Raw genomic sequence first — 16,323 nt, 5'->3', positions numbered from 1 at the left:
GGGGCCGTCGCGACGCGATGGCCCCTTGTCGCTGATGGGTGCTGGAGACACCGATCCGGCCATCCCCAACCGGCGACCCCAAACGGAAAACCCCGCAGAACTTGCGTTCTGCGGGGTTTCGTATTTGGTGGCGCTTCAGGGATTCGAACCCCGGACCTGCGGATTATGATTCCGTCGCTCTAACCGGCTGAGCTAAAGCGCCTTGCGAAGACAGCGACTATAGCAAAGTTTTCGCAGACAATGCAAGCCCCGCCGATCACGGCATCGACAGTTCGGCGCGCGAGTCCCACTCGACCCCCTCCATGTTCAGCTTCCTCAAGAAAAAACTGGGCTTCGGCTCCGCCGAACCCACGCCGGCTCCCGCTCCCGAAGCGGCGCCTGTCGTCGATACGGCGCCTCCGCTGGCCCCAGCCCCGGCCGTTGTGCCGTCGCCGGTCCCGGCCCCTACGCCCGCAGCGCCGCAAACCCTGACCCCAGCGCCCGCGGCCGTTCCGGTCGCCGCCCCGGTCGTGGCGCCGCCCCCCGTTGCTCCCGCGCCTGTCGCAGCGCCGACACAACCCAGGGTCCCGCTCGCCGCAGCGCCGGTCCCTGCGCCCGCACCGGCGCCTGCAACGCCGCCGGCCGTCGAGGTGGCGCCGCGCAAGAGCTGGATGGACAAGCTCCGCCAGGGACTGCGCAAGACCGGGTCCAGCATCTCCCAGGTCTTCACCGGCACGCAGATCGACGACGCGCTGTATGAAGAGCTGGAGGCCGCGTTGCTGATGGCCGACGCGGGCGTGAAGGCGACCGAGTTCCTCCTCGAGGACCTGAAGCGCCGCGTGAAAGACGCCAAGGCCACCGAGCCGGCCGCCGTGCGGCAGTTGCTTGTGGACGCGCTGACCGAGCTGCTGCAGCCGCTGCAGCGTCAGCTCGTGATCGGCGAGCACTCGCCGACGGTGATGATGGTGGTCGGCGTCAACGGCGCCGGCAAGACGACCAGCATCGGCAAGCTCACGCGCCACCTGGCCGATGCCGAGGCCAACGTGCTGCTGGCCGCGGCGGACACCTTCCGCGCGGCGGCGCGCGAGCAGCTCGCCGTGTGGGCGGACCGCAACCGCGTGCAGATCGTCAGCCAGGAGGGTGGTGATCCGTCCGCGGTGACCTTCGACGCGGTCGTCGCCGGCAAGGCGCGCGGCTGTGACGTCGTCATTGCCGACACCGCCGGCCGGCTGCCGACGCAGCTCCACCTGATGGAGGAGCTCAAGAAGATCAAGCGTGTGATTGCCAAGGCCCAGGAGACGGCGCCGCACGAAGTGCTGCTGGTCGTCGACGGCAACACCGGCCAGAACGCGCTGACGCAGGTGAAGGCCTTCGACGACGCGCTCGGCCTTACCGGCCTGATCGTCACCAAGCTTGACGGCACGGCGAAGGGGGGCGTGCTTGCGGCGATCGCGCGCGAGCGTCCGATCCCGGTGTACTTCATCGGCGTCGGCGAGAAGCTCGAGGACCTCCAGACCTTCGACGCGCGCGAGTTCGCGCAGGCGCTGCTGGAATGAAAATCGGCTCCCTCGGGAGCCGATTTCCATTGGTGGGTGGGGTTGGGTTACATCGGGAACCCACCGCCCCCACCGCCCATGAGGTTCTTGAGCCCGCCCATCTTCTTCATCATCTTCATCAGCCCGCCCCCCTTCATCTTCTTCATCATCCCCTGCATCTGGTCGAACTGATTGAGCAGGCGGTTGACTTCCTGGATGTGGACGCCGGCGCCCGCGGCGATGCGGCGCTTGCGGCTGGCCTTGGACTTGCCGTCCATCAGCAGCGACGGCTGGCGGCGCTCCTTGGCGGTCATGGCGTTGAGGATGCCTTCCATGCGCTTCATGTCGCGCTCGGCCTTGTCCATGTCGGGCTGGCCGGCCTTGGCGGTCATCTGGGTGGGCAGCTTGTCCATCAAGCCGGACAGCCCCCCCATCTTCTTCATCTGCGAGATCTGCGCGAGGAAGTCGTTCAGGTCGAAGCCGTCGCCGGACTTGAGCTTCTCGGCCAGCTTCTGCGCCGCCTCGACGTCGACGCCCTTCTGGACTTCCTCGACCAGCGCGACGATGTCGCCCATGCCGAGCACGCGGCCCGCGTGGCGGTCGGCGTCGAAGACCTCGAGGCCGTCGATCTTCTCGGACACGCCCGCGAACTTGATCGGCGCGCCGGTGATCTGCTTCACCGACAGCGCCGCGCCACCGCGCGAGTCACCATCCAGCTTGGTCAGCACGATGCCGGTCAGCGGCAGCGCTTCCTTGAAGGCCTTGGCGGTGTTGATCGCGTCCTGACCCTGCATCGCGTCGACGACGAACAGCGTCTCCACCGGCTTGAGCGTCGCGTGCAGGTCGCGGATCTCGGCCATCAGCGCCTCGTCGATCGCGAGCCGGCCGGCCGTGTCGACCAGCAGCACGTCGAAGAAGTGGCGCTTCGCATGATCGAGCGCCGCCAGCGCGATGTCGTGCGGCTTCTGGTCCGGCGCCGACGGGAACCATTCGGCGCCCGCCTGCTTGGTCACCGTCTTGAGCTGCTCGATCGCGGCGGGGCGGTACACGTCCGCGGAGACCGTCAGCACCTTCTTCTTGCGCTTCTCGGTCAGGTGCTTGGCGAGCTTGGCGGTCGTCGTCGTCTTGCCGGCGCCCTGCAGGCCGGCCATCAGGATGATGGCGGGCGGCTGCGCGGCGAGGTTGATGTCGGCGACGCCTTCGCCCATCGTCGCGGCCAGTTCCTTGTGGACCACCGAGACCAGCACCTGGCCCGGATTCAGCGAGGCGACCACCTCCTGGCCCAGCGCCTTCTCCTTCACGCGGGCGATGAAGTCGCGCACCACGGGCAGCGCGACGTCGGCCTCCAGCAGCGCCATGCGTACCTCGCGCAGCATGTCCTGCACGTTGGACTCGGTGATGCGGGCTTGGCCCCGCATGGTCTTGACGAGCCGGCTCAGTCGATCGGTCAGGGTGGATGCCATCGTTTCGGCGCCGCGCAAGCGGGCGCGCCTCATTACACTTTGCGGATGATTTTATCGTCCGCCTCCGCCGAGCCCAGCGGCCTGCTCCTCGCCGCCCTCAGCGCCGCCGGGGCGTTGGCCTATGCCGCCGCCGCCGTCTTCGCCCACCGGCGGCCTCGCACCTGGCGCGCGGTGCTGGTCCTGGCCTGGCTGCTGCACTTGGCCGCGCTGGTCGTGGACATCGGCGGCATCGGGGCCGAGCCGGTCAACGGCGGTCATGCCGCGCGCTTCGGGTTCGCGCCGTCGCTGTCGATGACGATCTGGCTGATGATCGGCGTCTATCTGGTCGAGAGCCGCTTCCTGCCGCTTCCGTCGGCGCAACGGCTGCTCAGCGTGCTGGGGCTGGTCGTGATGATGGTGGCCTGGGCCTTCCCCGGCGAATACCGGCCGCAGGCGGGCTCGCCGCTGGCGCCGCTGCACTGGGCGATGGGCCTTGCGTCCTACGGTCTGTGCGGCGTCGCGGTGATGCATGCGGTGATGCTCAACCGCGCCGAGCGCCAGATGCGTTCGCAGAAGGGGCAGGGCGCGCCTGCCTTCGGCACGCCGCTGCTGCGGCTCGAACGTCTGACCTTCCAGTTCGTGGGAGCGGGTGTCGTCGTGCTGTCGATCGCCCTGCTGCTGGGCGTGGCCTTCACGCCGCAATGGCGCTGGGACCACAAGACCTTGTTCGCCGTGCTTGGCTGGATCGTGCTGACCGGGCTGCTCACCGGACGTCGCGTCTTCGGCTGGCGCGGCAGGCGCGCCACGCGGTGGCTGTACTTCGGCGCCGCGCTGCTGCTGCTGTCCTACGCCGGTTCGCGCTTCGTGCTGGAAGTCGTGCTGCAACGTCCGCCGGTCTGATCGCAGATCGCCCCCGTGTTCCTCTCCTCGATCCTCCCGACGCCCTCATCGTGATCAAGCTGCTCTTCTGGATCGTCCTGCTGGCGGTGGTCGCCTTCATGCTCGGCTTCAAGCGCGGGCGGCCGGCCTCGCGCGAGGAGCGCGGCCCGACCGCGCCTCCGCCGTCCGCACCGGCGCCCGCGCCGTCCGCGCGCGAACTCGAGTCCATGGTGAGCTGCGCCGAATGCGGCACGCACCTGCCTGCCGGCGAGGCGGTGCCGGGTCGCGGCGGCCAGTTCTGCAGCGTCGCGCATCGCGCCGCCCATGAAGCGCGTCTGGACGTGGCCGAGGCGGAGCGCGCCCGCGGCGGCGGTTCCGGGACTTGACCGCCGGAGCGCGCATGGCCACCAACGAGGCCCGCGGCGCCATCAGCGCCAGCACCATCCAGCGGCTGTACCGTGCCTTCATGGGCGCGCGCGCCGCGCTCGGCCTGGCCTTGCTGGCCACGCAATCGCTGGCCGGCCTGATGGGCGCGCGGCCGACGGGCTGGGTCGCGCTGCTGGCGCTGATCTACGGCGTGCAGACGGTGCTTGCGTGGCTGCTGCCGCGCTGGTTCGGCGGCGGCGAAGCGCCGCCCAAGGACCGCGCGGGCCTGAGCGCGCGCCAGTTCCTGGTCAGCATCGGGGCCGACCTGCTGCTGTTCACGGGACTGCAGTTGCAGGAACCCGGAGGACCCTACGGCGCGCTGTTCTTCATGCCGGCACTGATGGCCGGGGCGCTCTTGCCGCGCCTGCGGGCGCTGGGCTGCGCCGCGCTGCCGAGCCTGGTGCTGCTGACGCTCTCCGGCTGGGCCGTGCTGAGCGATCGCGACGGCGCGTTGCGTATCAGCCAGGCGGGCCTGCTGGGCTGCGGGCTGTTCGTCGTCACGCTGCTGTCCAACGAGATCGCGTCCCGCCTGGCACGCGAGGAGCGCGCCGCGCGCGGCAGCCTCGAGTACGCCCGCCAGCAGGCCGACCTCAACCGCCTGGTCATCGAGGAGATGGAGGAGGGCGTCCTCGTCGCGGACCGCCGCGGGCTGGTGCGCACCGCCAATCCGGCGGCGCGCGCGTTGCTGGCCGAGGGCGCCGCGCTGCGCTCCGGCGCCTTCCGGCTCGACACGACGCCGGCCTGGAAGCCGCTGCTCCGAGCCATCGAGAAGGCCTTCGGCGGCGAGCAATGGCCCGAGTCCGGCCGCGACCTGCTGCTGGACTTCGGCCGTGGCAAGCAGCGCTCGTTGCGCGCGCGGATGCGCTTCACGCAGCGGCCGGTGGACGGCGACGACCTGTGCGTCCTCTTCCTCGAGGACAACCGGATGCTCGAGGCCCGCAACCGCCAGGAGAAGCTCGCCGCGATGGGGCGCGTGTCGGCGGGCATCGCGCACGAGATCCGCAATCCGCTGACCGCGATCGCGCAGGCCAATGCGCTGATGGCCGAGGACCTCGCGGACGACCCGCGGCTGGAGCCGCTGACCCGCATGGTGAGCTCCAACGTGGAGCGCCTCAAGCGGCTGGTCGAGGACGTGATGGAGGTCGCGCCCGGCATCGCGCCGGTGTCGCTGACGCTGGCCGCCGCGCCGCTGGTGCGCGAGTACTGCGCCGACTGGGCCGTGACGCAACGCCTGCCCGAGGGCGACGCCAGCCCCTTGCGCATCGAGATCTGGCGTGACGGGCTGTTCATCAGCTTCGAGCCCGAGCATCTGCGTCGCGTGCTGATCAACCTGCTCGACAACGGTCTGCGCCACGCCCGGCCCGGGCCCGGCGCGCTGCGCGTGCAACTGGCCGAGTCGGACGAGTGGGTGCGACTGTCGGTGTTCAGCCGCGCGGAGGCGATCCCGCCGGAAGTCGAACGACATCTGTTCGAGCCCTTCTTCTCGACGCGCAGCCGTGGGTCGGGTCTCGGCCTGTACATTTGCCGCGAGCTGTGCGAGCGCTACGGCGCCCGCATCAGTTACCACCGCCATGCCGCGCCCACGGGCGGCCCGGCGGATGCCGAAGCCAACGAATTCCGCGTGCTGCTGCCGCGGCCGGCGACGCCGGCCGGCGTGCTGGCCTCGATCCCGTCCGCGGGGCCGGACTCCTACTTCCCTGACACCGAACTCCATGAGCGCTGATCCCCGCCTGCTGGTCGTCGACGACGAGCCCGACCTGCGCACCCTCTACGAGATGACGCTGCTGCGCGAGGGCTTCACGCTGGACAGCGCCGGCACCGTCGAGGACGCGCTGGAGCTGCTCGGTTCACGCCGCTACGACGCCGTCATCACCGACATGCGGCTGCCCGACGGCAGCGGGCTGGACATCCTGCGCTGGCTTGAGCAGCAGGGCCGCAGCGAACGCGCGCTGGTGATCACCGCCTACGGCTCGGCCGAGAACGCGGTCGAGGCGCTCAAGGCCGGCGCGTACGACTATCTGACCAAACCGGTCGACCTGCGCCAGTTCCGCATGGTGGTAGCGTCGGCGCTGGGGCGCGCGTCCAAGACCGAAGGCACGGTGCCGAGGCCCTTCTCGTCGGCCCCGCCGGCCGTGGCTGGTGGCCTGTCCGGTGGCGCCTCGCGCGGAGCCGCTGCTGCTGCTGCCGCCGACACCGATGCGGACACCGACGCGTTCGCTCCGACCGCGCCGGCCACCTTCGACGTGCTGCCCCCGGTGGATGCACCCAGGCCCGGGACGCCGGAACGGCGCAAGGCCCCGCGCCCCGCGCCGCCGCTGACCGGGTCGACCTCGGCGCTGGAGCGGCTGGTCGGCGATTCGGCACCGATGCGGCAGGTGCGAGAACTGATCGAGAAGGTGGCCCGCAGCATGGCGCCGGTGCTGATCAACGGCGAGTCCGGCACCGGCAAGGAATTGGTCGCGCGCGCGATCCACGACGTCAGCGCGCGCCGTCCGCAGCCGTTCATTGCGGTGAACTGCGGCGCGATTCCGGAGCAGTTGCTGGAGGCCGAATTCTTCGGCTATCGCAAGGGCGCATTCACCGGCGCGAGCGAGGACCGCGAGGGCTTCTTCCAGGCCGCGCAGAACGGCACGCTGTTCCTCGACGAGATCGGCGACCTGCCGATTGCGATGCAATCCAAGCTGCTGCGCGCGCTGCAGGAGCGTTCCGTGCGTCCGGTCGGCGCGGTGGCCGAGATCCCCGTCAACGTGCGTCTGCTCAGCGCCACGCACAAGGACCTGGCGGCGGAAGTGGCGGGCGGTCGCTTCCGGCAGGACTTGTATTACCGGCTCAACGTCATCCAGATCCGCGTCCCGCCGCTGCGCGAGCGCATGGAGGATCTAGCGCCCATCAGTGCGCGGATCCTGCTGCGCATCGCCGCCGACGCGGGCGTCGCGCCGGTCCCGGTGTTGACGACGGCCGCGCTGGCGACCCTGTCGCGCTACAGCTTCCCCGGCAACGTGCGTGAGCTGGAGAACCTGTTGCATCGCGCGCTGGCGCTGTCCAGCGGCGATGGCATCGATCTCGCGGATCTCGGTCTGCCCGACAGCGTGCTGGGCCCGGACGACGCGCCGGTCGATCCTGCCTTCGGCAGCATGGACCCGTCGCTGGCGGCTGTGCTGCCGGCCGAGGCTGGCGGCGGCGCACCGCTCCCGTCCGATCTCGCGGCCTACCTGGACGAAGTCGAGAAGCAGATCCTGCTGCGCGCGCTCGAGCGCCATCGCAACAACCGCACGGCGGCCGGCGCGAGCCTGGGTCTGTCGCTGCGTCAGATGCGTTACCGCATGGCGCGCCTGGCGATCTCGATCGGCGGCGACGAGTCCTGACCCCCGACTGTCTTCTGCGCGCATTGCGACCATGACCCCACCGCAGGTGGCGACTCAGGGAAGGTCCTCATCGGACTTGTCCTAGCCCCCAGGGACACCCTGCGAAGTCGTCATCGAATTGCCATCGTCGCAAGCGCAGCAACCATGGGCGTTCGCAGCGCATTCGGTCCGCCAGCCCGCGTGGATCCTGGCGCTCCGGACGCGATGCGCGAATCCATCGGACATGTGCGGGGTCAGGTCTTCCGGCTAGCCCAGCGGGTGGCGGACGTCAAGCGGGGAGGACGCTACCGCTAGTTCCTTGAAGGTCCCGGGACCACTAGATATAGTGTTTTGCATGCTATCCTGCTGACTTCGCAAACACGGCGATGAATGCTCCATCAGAAGTCTTGTCCGCAGTGCCGGCCCCCCAGCCGGAGGAGCGGAATCACCAAGCCAAGGCGCATCTTCAGCATCGCGAGCACCACCTGACCCCCTGATCGTTTGGCCCTTCGGAAAAGCCGGGCCGGGCGCAGCATTTTTTGTTTTCCAGACCAGAACGAGGATCCCATGCAGACAGTCGCCGCCACACCGACCGCTGAAACGGGCCTGGCGCAGGCTCCCCGCGAGTCCGCCGCCGCTTCGGCCAGCTTCCCGCAGCACCAGATCATCCGCCGCAACGGCGCGGTGGTGCACTTCGAGCCGAGCAAGGTGGCGGTGGCGATGATGAAGGCGTTCCTCGCGGTGCACGGCACCAGCGGCGCCGCCTCCGCGAGCGTGCGCGAGACCGTCGACGCGCTGACCGACTCCGTGACCCGCGGCCTGCTGCGCTCGCGTCCGGCCGGCGGCACCTTCCACATCGAGGACGTGCAGGACCACGTCGAGCTGGCGCTGATGCGCGGCGGTCACCATGAAGTGGCGCGCGCCTACGTGCTGTACCGCGAGCGCCGCACGCAGGAGCGTGCCCGCCAGGGTGAACAGCAGCAGGCCGCCGTGCTGGAGTCCGGCATCTCGGTGACCGAGAACGGCGTGCGCGTCCCGCTCGACCTGAACAAGCTGGCCGCGCTGATCGCGTCGAGCTGCGAGAACCTGGGCGCCGACGTCAAGCCGGACCCGATCCTGGCCGAAACGAAGCGCAACCTGTACGACGGCGTGCCGATCGACGAGGTCTACAAGGCCGCCATCCTGGCCGCCCGCACGCTGATCGAGAAGGACCCCGGCTACACGCGCGCCACCGCGCGTCTGCTGATGCACACGATCCGCCGCGAGATCCTGGGCGAGGACGCGACGCAGGCCGAGATGGCCACCAAGTACGCCGACTACTTCCCTGGCTTCATCAAGAAGGGCGTGCAGGCCGAGCTGCTCGACGAGAAGCTGCAGCAGTACGACCTGGCCCGGCTGGGCGCCGCGCTGAAGGCCGAACGCGACCTGCAGTTCGACTACCTGGGCCTGCAGACGCTGTTCGACCGCTACTTCCTGCACGTCGACGGCACCCGCATCGAACTGCCGCAGGCGTTCTTCATGCGCGTCGCGATGGGCCTGGCCCTGGGCGAGATCGACCGCGAAGCCCGCGCCATCGAGTTCTACGAAGTCCTGTCGACCTTCGACTTCATGAGCTCCACGCCGACGCTGTTCAACGCCGGCACGCGCCGCTCGCAGCTGTCGAGCTGCTACCTGACGACGGTGGCCGACGACCTGGACGGCATCTATGAAGCGCTGAAGGAAAACGCGCTGCTGTCGAAGTTCGCCGGCGGCCTGGGCAACGACTGGACGCCGGTCCGCGCGCTGGGTTCGCACATCAAGGGCACGAACGGCAAGTCGCAAGGCGTGGTCCCGTTCCTGAAGGTGGTCAACGACACGGCCGTCGCCGTGAACCAGGGCGGCAAGCGCAAGGGCGCCGTCTGCGCCTATCTGGAGACGTGGCATCTGGACATCGAGGAATTCCTCGAGCTGCGCAAGAACACCGGCGACGACCGCCGCCGCACGCACGACATGAACACGGCGAACTGGATTCCCGACCTGTTCATGAAGCGCGTCATCGAGGGCGGCGACTGGACGCTGTTCAGCCCGTCGACCTGCCCGGACCTGCACGACCTGTTCGGCAAGGCCTTCCAGACCGCCTACGAGGCGTACGAAGCCAAGGTCGACCGCGGCGAGCTCAAGCTCTACAAGCGCATGCCGGCCCGCGACCTGTGGCGCAAGATGCTGACGATGCTGTTCGAGACCGGCCATCCCTGGATCACGTTCAAGGACGCCTGCAACGTCCGCAGCCCGCAGCAGCACGTGGGCGTGGTGCACTCGTCCAACCTGTGCACCGAGATCACGCTGAACACCAACGACAACGAGATCGCGGTCTGCAACCTCGGCTCCGTCAACCTGGCGCAGCACGTCAAGGACGGCCAGATCGACCAGGAGAAGCTGAAGAAGACGGTGTCGACGGCGATGCGCATGCTCGACAACGTCATCGACATCAACTACTACGCGGTCAAGAAGGCACGCGACTCGAACCTGCGCCACCGTCCGGTGGGCCTGGGCATCATGGGCTTCCAGGACGCGCTGTACCAGCTGCGCGTGCCTTACGCCTCCGACGCCGCGGTGGAGTTCGCCGACCGTTCGATGGAAGCCGTCTGCTACCACGCCTACTGGGCCTCGACCGAGCTGGCCGCCGAACGTGGCCGCTACAGCAGCTATCGCGGTTCGCTGTGGGACCGCGGCATCCTGCCGATCGACTCGCTGGACCTGCTGGCCGAAGCCCGCGGCGGCTTCGTCGACGTGGACCGTTCGTCGACGCTGGACTGGGACGCGCTGCGCGCCAAGATCGCCCGCGACGGCATGCGCAACAGCAACTGCGTGGCGATCGCGCCGACGGCGACGATCTCCAACATCATCGGCGTCGACGCGTCGATCGAGCCCTGCTTCGGCAACCTGTCGGTGAAGTCCAACCTGTCGGGCGAGTTCACCGTGGTGAACGAGCACCTGGTCCGCGACCTCAAGAAGCTGGGCCTGTGGGACGACGTGATGGTCATGGACCTCAAGCACTTCGACGGTTCGCTGCGCCGCATCGACCGCGTGCCTGAAGAGCTCAAGCAGCTCTACGCGACCGCGTTCGAAGTCGACACCGTGTGGCTGGTGGAAGCCGCCGCGCGCCGTCAGAAGTGGATCGACCAGGCGCAGAGCCTGAACATCTACATGGCCGGCGCGTCGGGCAAGCGCCTGGACGACACCTACAAGCTGGCGTGGCAGCGCGGTCTGAAGACCACCTACTACCTCCGCACGATGGGTGCGACGCACGCCGAGAAGAGCACGGTGCAGAACGCCGGTCAGCTCAACTCGGTGAGCAGCGGCGGCAGCGGCGTGAGCGCCGCGCCGGTCGCGGCGGCACCGATCGTCGTCGCTCCGATCGCTGCATCGGCGGCGCCGGAACTGGGGAATGCGACGCCGGCCACCGACGTCACGTTCTGCGCGATCGACGACCCCGGTTGCGAGGCCTGCCAGTAATCGAAACAGGAGGTGTCGGCGTCATGCGCCGACACCTCCGTCGCTCGCGATGCGAGTGTTCATCGATGTTTGCGGCGATCGACGGTTTTTTCCGCGACGCTTGCCGACGATCGATGAACGCTTGATACGACGCCCCGCCGCGCTCATCAGAAGGCGCGCAGCACACGGTCCCACGCCGCCAATGCGATGCGGACCAGCAACAGCGAAGCGGCGTCAAAGTCAAGAAGTCCTTTGTGTTTGAACACAACACTCCGATAATCCGCGACCATAGGAAGACCACCATGCTGGTTTGGGAAGAAGACCGTAAATCCTCGAGCAACGCGCCGCAGTCGGGCGCATCGATCCACGCAGCGACGCCCGCCGTCGCGCGTGATGCCGCCACCGCCGCGGCTGGCTCGGTGTCCTCTTCTGAATCGACGACCAGCACCGCGAGCGAGCGCCGCGTGAACGTCGCCGACAAGCGCATCATCAACGGCCAGACCGACGTCAATCAGCTGGTGCCGTTCAAGTACAAGTGGGCGTGGGAGAAGTACCTCGCCACCTGCGCGAACCATTGGATGCCGCAGGAAGTGAACATGTCGCGCGACATCGCGTTGTGGAAGGACCCGAACGGTCTGACCGACGACGAGCGCCGCCTGATCAAGCGCAATCTGGGCTTCTTCGTCACCGCCGATTCGCTGGCCGCCAACAACATCGTGTTGGGCACCTACCGCCACATCACGGCGCCCGAAGCCCGCCAGTTCCTGCTGCGCCAGGCCTTCGAGGAAGCGATCCACACGCACGCGTACCAGTACATCGTCGAGTCGCTGGGCCTGGACGAGAGCGAGATCTTCAACGCCTATCACGAGGTGAAGTCGATCCGCGACAAGGACGAATTCCTGATCCCGTTCATCGACGCGATCATGGATCCCAACTTCGTCACCGGCACGCCGGAGAACGACCAGACGCTGCTGAAGTCGCTGATCGTCTTCGCGTGCCTGATGGAAGGCCTGTTCTTCTACGTCGGCTTCACGCAGATCCTGGCGCTGGGTCGCCAGAACAAGATGACCGGCGCGGCCGAGCAGTACCAGTACATCCTGCGCGACGAGTCGATGCACTGCAACTTCGGCATCGACCTGATCAACCAGATCAAGCTCGAGAACCCGCACCTGTGGACGCCTGAATTCCGCGCGGAGATCAAGGCGCTGTTCCAGAAGGCCGTGGAGCTCGAGTACCGCTACGCCGAGGACACCATGCCGCGCGGCGTGCTGGGTCTGAACGCGGCCATGTTCAAGGGCTACCTGCGCTACATCGCGAATCGCCGTGCGACGCAGATCGGCCTGGAGCCGCTTTTCCCGAACGAGGAAAACCCGTTCCCGTGGATGAGCGAAATGATTGACCTGAAGAAGGAACGCAACTTCTTCGAGACGAGAGTGATCGAATACCAATCGGGCGGCGCCCTGTCCTGGGACTGAGTTCCAGGCGGAGCGACCTCCGAGCATTGTTTGTTGAAGAAGAGATCAAGCTTGGCGATGCACTTTGAGACCGACGCAGAAGCGGCTCGAGCGCATCGCACCCCGATTCACCGCACCGCGGATCGCAACTCCCGCGAGTCGTGGGCGGTGAATACCTGCACCGGCATCAACCGGTTGATGACGGGCAGGGCTATTTCCACTTGATCAAGGAGAACTGAAATGGCAACTGCGAAGAAGGCCGCTCCGGCCAAGAAGTCGGCTCCGGCCAAGAAGGCCGCCGTGAAGAAGGCTCCGGCCGCGAAGAAGGCCGCTCCGGCCAAGAAGGCTCCGGCCGCCAAGAAGGCCGCTCCGGCCAAGAAGGCTGCGCCGGCGAAGAAGGTCGCTGCGGCGAAGAAGGCTGCTCCGGCAAAGAAGGCCGCTCCGGCGAAGAAGGCTGCTGCCGCGAAGAAGGCGGCTCCGGCGAAGAAGGTTGCAGCGAAGAAGGCTGCACCGGCGAAGAAGGTTGCTGCCGCCAAGAAGGCTGCACCGGCCAAGAAGGTCGCCGCCGCCAAGAAGCCCCCGATCAAGGCCAAGGCTGCGAAGCCCGCCGCGAAGAAGGCTGCTGCTCCGGCGAAGAAGGCCGCTGCTCCGAAGAAGGCTGCTCCGAAGGCCGCCGCCAAGCCTGCTGCGAAGCCGGCCGCCAAGAAGGCTGCTGCTCCGAAGAAGGCTGCCGCCAAGCCTGCCGCTGCCCCTGCCGCGAAGCCTGCCGCTGCTCCGGCGCCTGCCGCGAAGACCGCGCTGAGCCCGCAAGCCGCGTGGCCCTTCCCGACCGGCAACAAGCCCTGAGCTTGAACGATGACCGGGCCTTCGGGTCCGGTCCTCTCCCGAAACCCGGCTCACGCCGGGTTTTTTCTTTTGGGCTCCCGCAAGGGCGCCACAAAAGCGAAGGGCGCCGAAGGCGCCCTGGGAGGATGGAGCGGGGCCTGCGGCGCGCTCAGGGATAGAACAGCTCGACGGAATAGCCGCTGATCTTCTGCGTGCCGCTGTCGAAGACCAGCTGCAGCTGCTGGTCCGCGCCCCCGGGCAGTGCGGTGCGCCCGGCCTGCATCTCCGTCGGCGACAGCATCCGGCGCACGACGAGCACGCCGCTCGCGTCGGTCAGGCTCAGGTCCACCCACGGCTGCGCGACTTCCCAGTTGCTGCGGTTGCGCAGGCTGATGCTGAAGCGGTAGTGGTTGCCGGCGCCGGCCGGATTGAGGCTGCTGCTCTCGACGCTGAGGGCCTCGATGTGCTGCCAGGGCTTGATCTCCTGGCCCATTGCCTGCGCGACGGAGACCAGCACCGGTTTGGCGTCCGGGTACTGTGCGGCGATCGCTTCGCGCGCATGCCACAGCAGTTGGCCCATCAGTCCGAGCGCCAGCACCGTGGCCGTGCCGCCGAGGGCGATGCGCACGCCGGGGCGGCTCCAGCGGCGTGCCGCTTCAGCCTGGCGCATGAAGCTCGGCAACTGGTCCGGCATCACGCTCGGCGAGCCCTGCGCGGAGGCCGCGTCGGCCATTGCCGCGCGGGCGGCCATCAACTCGGACTCGGCGGCGAGCACCGTCATCGTCGTCTCAGGGCTTTCCGTCGTCGTGCGCTCGCTCCGACGTCTGAACAGCGACCACCCGCGGCGCGGCTTGGCGGGTTTCTTCGTCGCTTGCCTTGCCGCTTCCTTGGCGGCTTTCCTCGCCGCGATCTTGGCCGACTTCGCGGCGCGCTTGGCGTCGGTGATCGTGTCCTCGTCCGCCGCCATCATCGAAGAGCTCGGCTCGAGTGACGGCTCCTGGCCTGGCGACAGCTCGCCCGCGCGCAACTGCGCCGCGGTCGCGGGACTCAGTGCGAGTGTCACGTCCGGACGCTCGTCGTCGTCGATCATCGGCGGCGGCAGCTCGTCCTCTTCGAAGCGCATGCCCTTCGGTTCGGGGAGATCCTCGCGGGGATCGGGAACGGCTGGCGCTTCGAGGAAGGGCTCGCGGCGCGCCTCGAACGAAGGCTCGTCGAAGCGCGATGCCGACGCCTGGAAGCGTGCGTCGACGACGTCATCCGTCGGCTCCTCGTCGGGCATGCGACGCGGCGGCGCGAAGGGGTTCAGCGACTCGTCGTCGGCGGCCATCCAGCCGCTGTCGCGCGGCGCTTGATGGTGGGACGGCGGCTCCGGTGCGAAGACCGGCGCGGGCGGCGGCAAGGGAGCGGGGCGGCTCGGTGCGAAGTCGCTCGGATGAGGCGCGTAGGACGGCGCAGGCGGCGTGGGGGCGGGCGGGGACGGGCGACGCTCGATCGGCGCGGGTTCGGCCGGTGCGCTCAGCGGCGGCCAAGGCGGCGGGCTGTCGCGCTCGAGGTCGAACAACTGCTCGCGCGCGTCGAACACCTCGGCGCAACGGCCGCAGCGGACCCAGCCCTCGGAGACGCGCAGCTGGTCCTGCACCACCCGGAAGATGGTGCCGCAGGTCGTGCAGCGGGTCGCGAGATTCATGGACGCGATGATGCCACGAAGCAGGGTCAGTCCTTGCCGCGAACACCCCCAGATTGACACTCGGTCACCGGGTGGGCGAAGGCGGAGAACCGGCTGTTCATCGGGGCTGGCGGGCGGCGGGTCGGCGGTGGATGGGGCGGTGGTGAGGCGGCGGGGGCTGGGTTGTCGTCGTCAGACCGCGCGTCGCGCGGTCATCAGGATCCAGCCGTCCTCGCTGTCCGCGACCTCGAGCTGGACATGCGGCGCGTAGGCCGTCTTCAACTCATCGGCCTGGCGCTCGAGGATGCCGGCCAGCACCAGGTGCGCGCCGGGGCGCAGGTGGTTGCACAGCAGCGGCGCCAGCAGCTTCAGCGGCGTCGCCAGGATGTTGGCGAGCACGACCGGGTACTCGCCCCGGGCGGCGTCCGGCATCGCGGCGTTCAGCGTCACGCCGTTGTCCTTGGCGTTCTGCGTCGAAGCGATCAACGCGGCCGGGTCGATGTCGACGGCGTCGATGGCCTTCGCGCCGAACAGGCCGGCGGCGATCGCGAGGATCCCCGAGCCGCAGCCGTAGTCGAGCACGCGATCCCAGCCGGCCGCCTCGGCGCCGTGGCGCGCGATCCAGCGCAGGCACATGCGCGTCGTCGGATGCGTGCCGGTGCCAAAGGCCAGGCCCGGATCGAGCCGCATCACCTGCTTCGCCTGCGCGGGCGCTTCGTGCCAGGACGGCACGATCCAGAACTCCGGCGTGATCTCGACCGGCGCGAACTGCGACTGCGTCAGCCGGACCCAGTCCTGCTGCGCGATCGTCTGGATCGATTGGACGTGCACGTCCTCCGCCCAGTCCTGCGCGAGCAGCAGCGTCGCGGCCTCGGTCGCCTCCTCTTCGGTGGCGAACAGTGCCTTCACGACCGAACGATCCCAACCCGCGCGCGGCGCCGGCATGCCGGGTTCGCCGAACAGCGCGCGTTCGGCAGGGGTGTCGGCGTCGGCGTCCTCGACCGACACGGCCAGCGAGTCCACCTCCATCAGCGCGTCGCTGACGGTCTCGACGTCCTCTTCGCGGCAGATGAGTACGAGCTCGTGCAGCAGGGGATCGTTGGCGTGGTCTTCGCTCATGGCGGCTCCGGGACTTCGGTGGACTTCTGAAATGGAGAAGCCCTCAAGGCGGACTCGCGTCCACGCCTGAGGGCCTCGGTATTGTCGCTCAACGATCCGTGCCAGCTTCGCTTGGGTGTGGACCCAGCCGAGCCCGTCGAACTGGCTTTGCCAGGCCACCGGGCTCGCCCCTTGAGGGGC

11 protein-coding genes and 1 tRNA gene are annotated in these 16,323 nt (G+C 68.6%); 8 read left to right on the top strand and 4 right to left on the bottom strand.

The window, feature by feature from the left end:
- Positions 1-125: 125 nt before the first annotated feature.
- A tRNA-Met gene (locus AC1VNM_RS18125) sits at positions 126-202 on the bottom strand.
- A gap of 100 nt (positions 203-302) precedes the next feature.
- On the opposite strand from AC1VNM_RS18125, the gene ftsY reads away from it, so the two are divergent.
- Positions 303-1,535, top strand: coding sequence for a signal recognition particle-docking protein FtsY (ftsY, locus tag AC1VNM_RS18120; RefSeq protein ID WP_483107838.1), 1,233 nt, complete (start codon positions 303-305; stop codon positions 1,533-1,535).
- 47 nt (positions 1,536-1,582) lie between these two features.
- On the opposite strand, the gene ffh is transcribed toward ftsY, so the two are convergent.
- Positions 1,583-2,977, bottom strand: a complete 1,395-nt coding sequence (gene ffh, locus AC1VNM_RS18115; protein WP_377160192.1) for a signal recognition particle protein — start codon at positions 2,975-2,977, stop codon at positions 1,583-1,585.
- 45 nt (positions 2,978-3,022) lie between these two features.
- Here ffh and AC1VNM_RS18110 point away from each other — a divergent pair, with 45 nt between their 5' ends.
- From AC1VNM_RS18110 to AC1VNM_RS18080, 7 genes are all read left to right on the top strand, one after another.
- Positions 3,023-3,856, top strand: a complete 834-nt coding sequence (locus AC1VNM_RS18110; protein ID WP_377160194.1) for a cytochrome C assembly family protein — start codon at positions 3,023-3,025, stop codon at positions 3,854-3,856.
- A gap of 50 nt (positions 3,857-3,906) precedes the next feature.
- Positions 3,907-4,221: a PP0621 family protein gene (locus tag AC1VNM_RS18105; protein WP_483107837.1), complete on the top strand. Its 315-nt coding sequence runs from the start codon at positions 3,907-3,909 to the stop codon at positions 4,219-4,221.
- 14 nt (positions 4,222-4,235) lie between these two features.
- The gene (locus AC1VNM_RS18100) at positions 4,236-5,984 is read left to right on the top strand and encodes a sensor histidine kinase (protein WP_483107836.1); all 1,749 of its coding nucleotides are present in this window, start codon (positions 4,236-4,238) and stop codon (positions 5,982-5,984) included.
- Positions 5,974-7,626 (top strand): sigma-54-dependent transcriptional regulator, encoded by a 1,653-nt coding sequence (locus tag AC1VNM_RS18095; RefSeq protein WP_483107835.1) that lies wholly within the window; start codon positions 5,974-5,976, stop codon positions 7,624-7,626. Before AC1VNM_RS18100 ends, AC1VNM_RS18095 begins: the two co-directional genes overlap by 11 nt.
- Before the next feature lie 546 nt (positions 7,627-8,172).
- Positions 8,173-11,100 carry a ribonucleoside-diphosphate reductase subunit alpha gene (locus tag AC1VNM_RS18090; protein ID WP_377160202.1) on the top strand — a complete coding sequence of 976 codons (2,928 nt, stop codon included), beginning with the start codon at positions 8,173-8,175 and terminating at the stop codon, positions 11,098-11,100.
- A 281-nt stretch (positions 11,101-11,381) separates the two neighbouring features.
- Positions 11,382-12,554 (top strand): ribonucleotide-diphosphate reductase subunit beta, encoded by a 1,173-nt coding sequence (locus tag AC1VNM_RS18085; protein ID WP_377160204.1) that lies wholly within the window; start codon positions 11,382-11,384, stop codon positions 12,552-12,554.
- A gap of 219 nt (positions 12,555-12,773) precedes the next feature.
- Positions 12,774-13,379: a histone gene (locus AC1VNM_RS18080; RefSeq protein ID WP_377160206.1), complete on the top strand. Its 606-nt coding sequence runs from the start codon at positions 12,774-12,776 to the stop codon at positions 13,377-13,379.
- A gap of 148 nt (positions 13,380-13,527) precedes the next feature.
- Here AC1VNM_RS18080 and AC1VNM_RS18075 read toward each other — a convergent pair whose 3' ends face one another.
- Together AC1VNM_RS18075 and prmA are read right to left on the bottom strand one after the other, a co-directional pair.
- Positions 13,528-15,045: a zinc-ribbon and DUF3426 domain-containing protein gene (locus AC1VNM_RS18075; RefSeq protein ID WP_483107834.1), complete on the bottom strand. Its 1,518-nt coding sequence runs from the start codon at positions 15,043-15,045 to the stop codon at positions 13,528-13,530.
- Positions 15,046-15,216: 171 nt separating this feature from the next.
- Positions 15,217-16,113 (bottom strand): 50S ribosomal protein L11 methyltransferase, encoded by an 897-nt coding sequence (gene prmA, locus AC1VNM_RS18070; RefSeq protein ID WP_377161730.1) that lies wholly within the window; start codon positions 16,111-16,113, stop codon positions 15,217-15,219.
- Between the last annotated feature and the right edge of the window lie 210 nt (positions 16,114-16,323).

The organism is Mitsuaria sp. MSU3D, assembly GCF_056867975.1.
This window is presented reverse-complemented; position numbering and strand designations above follow the sequence as displayed.